At 72.9% G+C, this 3,378-nt stretch carries 4 protein-coding genes; all 4 read right to left on the bottom strand.

Annotation, left to right across the window (positions count from 1 at the left end; all coding sequences use genetic code 11):
- Nucleotides 1–544 (bottom strand): sirohydrochlorin chelatase (locus AOK18_RS10960; protein WP_055694205.1); only part of this gene is annotated, 544 nt, incomplete at its 3' end.
- A gap of 7 nt (nucleotides 545–551) precedes the next feature.
- The gene (locus AOK18_RS10955; RefSeq protein WP_055572398.1) at nucleotides 552–1,460 is read right to left on the bottom strand and encodes an ABC transporter permease; all 909 of its coding nucleotides are present in this window, start codon (nucleotides 1,458–1,460) and stop codon (nucleotides 552–554) included.
- Complete coding sequence (locus AOK18_RS10950) at nucleotides 1,447–2,235, bottom strand: ABC transporter ATP-binding protein (RefSeq protein ID WP_055694204.1); 789 nt, start codon at nucleotides 2,233–2,235, stop codon at nucleotides 1,447–1,449. The genes AOK18_RS10955 and AOK18_RS10950 overlap by 14 nt, the downstream gene beginning before the upstream one ends.
- 39 nt (nucleotides 2,236–2,274) lie before the next feature.
- Nucleotides 2,275–3,378: aliphatic sulfonate ABC transporter substrate-binding protein (locus AOK18_RS10945; protein ID WP_240503138.1), on the bottom strand; the 1,104-nt coding region annotated here is incomplete at its 5' end.

The raw sequence follows: 3,378 nt of genomic DNA, 5'->3' as shown, positions 1-3,378 counted from the left end.
CCTCCCTGCCCCGCACCGCGTCCTCGGTGCGGGGCAGGGAGGCGGAGGCGAACGCAGGCCGCACGGCGCACCAACCGGTGTGCCGCCACTCCCGCGCGATTGCTGCGATCACTGCGATCGCCTCCGGGTCGGTGGACCCCGCTGAGGCCAGGACGACCCCGGTCGAGGACTTGTCGGCGGGCGTGAGGCCCGCCTCGTACAGCCGCCGCTCCAGCGCGGCGAGGAGCAGGGGCGAGGGGCCCAGCACGTCCGCCCGGCGGATGCGCAGCCGGGCGTCCGCCTCCGCGAGGACCGCCGGGACGTCCGCCTTGGCGTGGAAGGCGCGGGTCAGCAGCAGCGGGAGGGCCACCACGTCCCGCACGCCCTCGGCCGCGAGGGAGTCCAGCACCCCCGGCACGGAAGGGACGTCGAAGTCGAGGAAGCAGGTCTCCACCCGCAGCCCCGGCCGCAGCGACCGCACCCGCTCCACCAGGGCGTGCACGGTCGCCGCGTGCCGCGGGTCACGGCTGCCGTGGGCGATGACGAGGAGCACCGGACGGTTCATGAACGGATCAGTCCTTCACCAGCAGGCCGCGGCTGCGCAGCACCCACCGCTCCAGCGGACTGAAGATCAGCAGGTCGATGGCGATACCGACGGTCAGGATCAGCAGGATCGCCTCGAACACCATGGCCATGTCGCTCGCGTTGCGCCCGTTCTCCAGCAGTTGTCCGAGACCGACGCCGAGGTCGGGGAACGACGCGATGATCTCCGCGGCCATCAGGGAGCGCCAGGAGAACGCCCAGCCCTGCTTCAGCCCCGCCACGTAGCCGGGCAGCGCGGCCGGCAGCACGATGTGCCAGGTGCCCTTCAGGCCCGTCGCACCCAGCGTACGGCCGGCCCGCAGGAACAGCGGCGGCACCTGGCTGACGCCGGAGACCAGGCCGTTGGCGATCGAGGGGACCGCGCCGAGCAGGATCACCGCGTACATCATCTGGTTGTTCAGGCCCAGCCAGATCACGGCCGGCGGCACCCACGCCACCGACGGCAGGGACTGCAGGCCGGACAGGATCGGGCCGATCGCCGCGCGCACGAACCGCACCCGCGCCACCAGCAGCCCCAGCGGCGTACCGATCAGCAGCGCGAAGAAGAAGCCGAGCAGGCCGCGCGAGACGCTGGTCCAGATGTAGCCGAGCAGTTCGCCCTCGAGCCACGCGTCCCGCACCACGCTCCACACGGCGCCCGGCGAGGGCAGCTTGGTCGGGTCGTCGACGATCCGGAAGGAGACCAGCGCCTGCCACACGGCCAGCACCAGGCCCACGGCGAGGACGGGCGGCAGGACCTTCTGGACGAAGGTCTGGCGCCACGGCCTGCGGGTCTGCTGCCTCGTCTCCAGCGCGTCGAGACCCGCCTCGAGACCGGCGAGGTCGTTCGCGTCCGCCCCGCCCTTCGCGTCCTTCGCGGTCGTGTCAGTGCTGGCCATGTCGGCGGATCTCCCCACGGAGTTCTTCGGTGATCTCGACGGACAGTTCCGCGACGGCGGTGTCCTCGATGCGGCGCGGGTGCTCGATGTCCACCGTCCACTCGCGGGCGATCCGGCCCGGCCTGGACGACAGCAGCACCACCCGCTGCGCGAGCCGGACGGCCTCGCGCACGTTGTGCGTGACGAACAGGACGGACAGCCGGGTCTCCCGCCAGATCCGGGTCAGCTCGTCGTGCAGCACGTCCCGGGTGATGGCGTCCAGCGCCGCGAACGGCTCGTCCATCAGCAGCAGCCTGCTCTCCTGGGCGAGCGCGCGGGCCAGCGCGACCCGCTGACGCATGCCGCCGGACAGCTCGTGCACCCGCCTGCCGTGGGCGCCCCCCAGCCGGACCAGTTCCAGCAGCTCCTCGGCCCGGCCGCGCCGCTCGGCCTTCGGCACGCCCCGCAGCTTCAGGGCGAGTTCGATGTTCTTGCCCGCGGTCAGCCACGGGAACAGCGCGTGCTCCTGGAACATCAGCGCCGGGCGGCCGTCCGTGCTGATCGCGCCGGCGCTGGGCTCGTCGAGGCCGGCGACCAGGTTGAGCAGCGTGGACTTGCCGCAGCCCGAGGCCCCCAGCAGGGTGACGAACTCGCCGGGCGCGACATCGAGTGTGATGTCGTCCAGTACGGTCTGCCGCCCGGCCGGGCCCGCGAACGACTTCGAGACGTGCTCGATCCGGGCGGCGTGGGTGGCCGCCTCGGTGCCGTCGGCGGCCTTGGCGAGGGTCGTGGCCATGGTCGTCACCTCCTGGGACGTTTCTTCGGGGTTCCGGGGTCAGCCGACGCCGAGACCGGCGTCGTCGACGGGGGGTGCGCCCTCGGCCGCGAGGACCTTGTTGAGGGGTCCGAGGTCGTAGATGCCGCGCAGGTCGGGCCGTTCGAGCAGGCCCGCGTTCACGGCGTGCTCCGCCTGGGTGCGGAGGGTGGCGGCCAGGGGGTCGTCGGTGAACCGGATCGACTCCCACGCCGGGTCCAGGACGCCGGCGGGCAGCGCCTTGCCGGAGTCGGCCGCCAGCTGCTCGTTGGCGGCGGCCTTCGCCTCGTCCGGGTGCTCGTTGATCCACCGGTTGGTGGAGACCGACGCCTCGAGGACCGCCTCGACGGCCTTCGGGTGCTTCTCCAGGAACTCCTGGCGCACGACCAGGTTCGTGATGACGAACCGTCCGTCCGGCCACAGGGAGGCCTCGTCCAGCAGGACCTTCCCGCCCTCGGCGACCAGCTTCGACGCGGTCGGTTCCGGCACCCACGCGCCGTCGACCGATCCGGCCGCGAAGGCGTCCGGGACGACCTTGTTGTCGCTGCGGACGACCGTGACGTCGCCCCTGCCGCTCTGCGCGTCGACCGTCCAGCCCCGCTCGGCCGCCCAGTGGAGGAACGCCACGTCCTGCGTGTTGCCGAGCTGCGGGGTCGCGATCCGCTTGCCCTCGACGTCCCCAGGCGACTTCACCCGGTCCGGGTTCACCACCAGCTTCACCCCGCCGGACGCCGAACCGCCGATGATCCGCAGGTTCCCGCCCCGCGACTTGGCCCAGCCGTTCACCGCCGGCGACGGCCCGATCCAGGCGAGGTCGACGGAGCCGGAGTTGAGCGCCTCGATCGCGGACGGCCCCGCGTTGAACACCGCGTACCGCGCCTCGGTCGCGCCGAGCTCCTTCTGGAAGAAGCCCTTGCGCTTGCCGACCAGTGCGGTCCCGTGGGTCAGGTTGCCGAAGTGGCCGATCCTCACCGCGTCGAGGCCGTCGGTCTTGCGCGCCCCGGCCGCGATGCCGGCGCCGGTGCTCTCCTTGGCCCGGGAGCCGTAGCCGCACCCCGCCAGGGCGAGCAGGAGCAGCACGGCCGTCACGGCGAAGGCGCGGCGCGGTGCGGCTACGGCTCCCGG

Origin of the sequence: Streptomyces prasinopilosus, from assembly GCF_001419695.1 — a bacterium.
In the GTDB taxonomy this organism is placed as follows: domain Bacteria; phylum Actinomycetota; class Actinomycetes; order Streptomycetales; family Streptomycetaceae; genus Streptomyces; species Streptomyces prasinopilosus.
This window is presented reverse-complemented; position numbering and strand designations above follow the sequence as displayed.

Bases quoted from the DNA above. Each gene is read 5' to 3' on its own strand.
- AOK18_RS10950 (WP_055694204.1), bottom strand. From the start codon at position 2,235: ATGGCCACGACCCTCGCCAAGGCCGCCGACGGCACCGAGGCGGCCACC.
- AOK18_RS10955 (WP_055572398.1), bottom strand. From the start codon at position 1,460: ATGGCCAGCACTGACACGACCGCGAAGGACGCGAAGGGCGGGGCGGAC.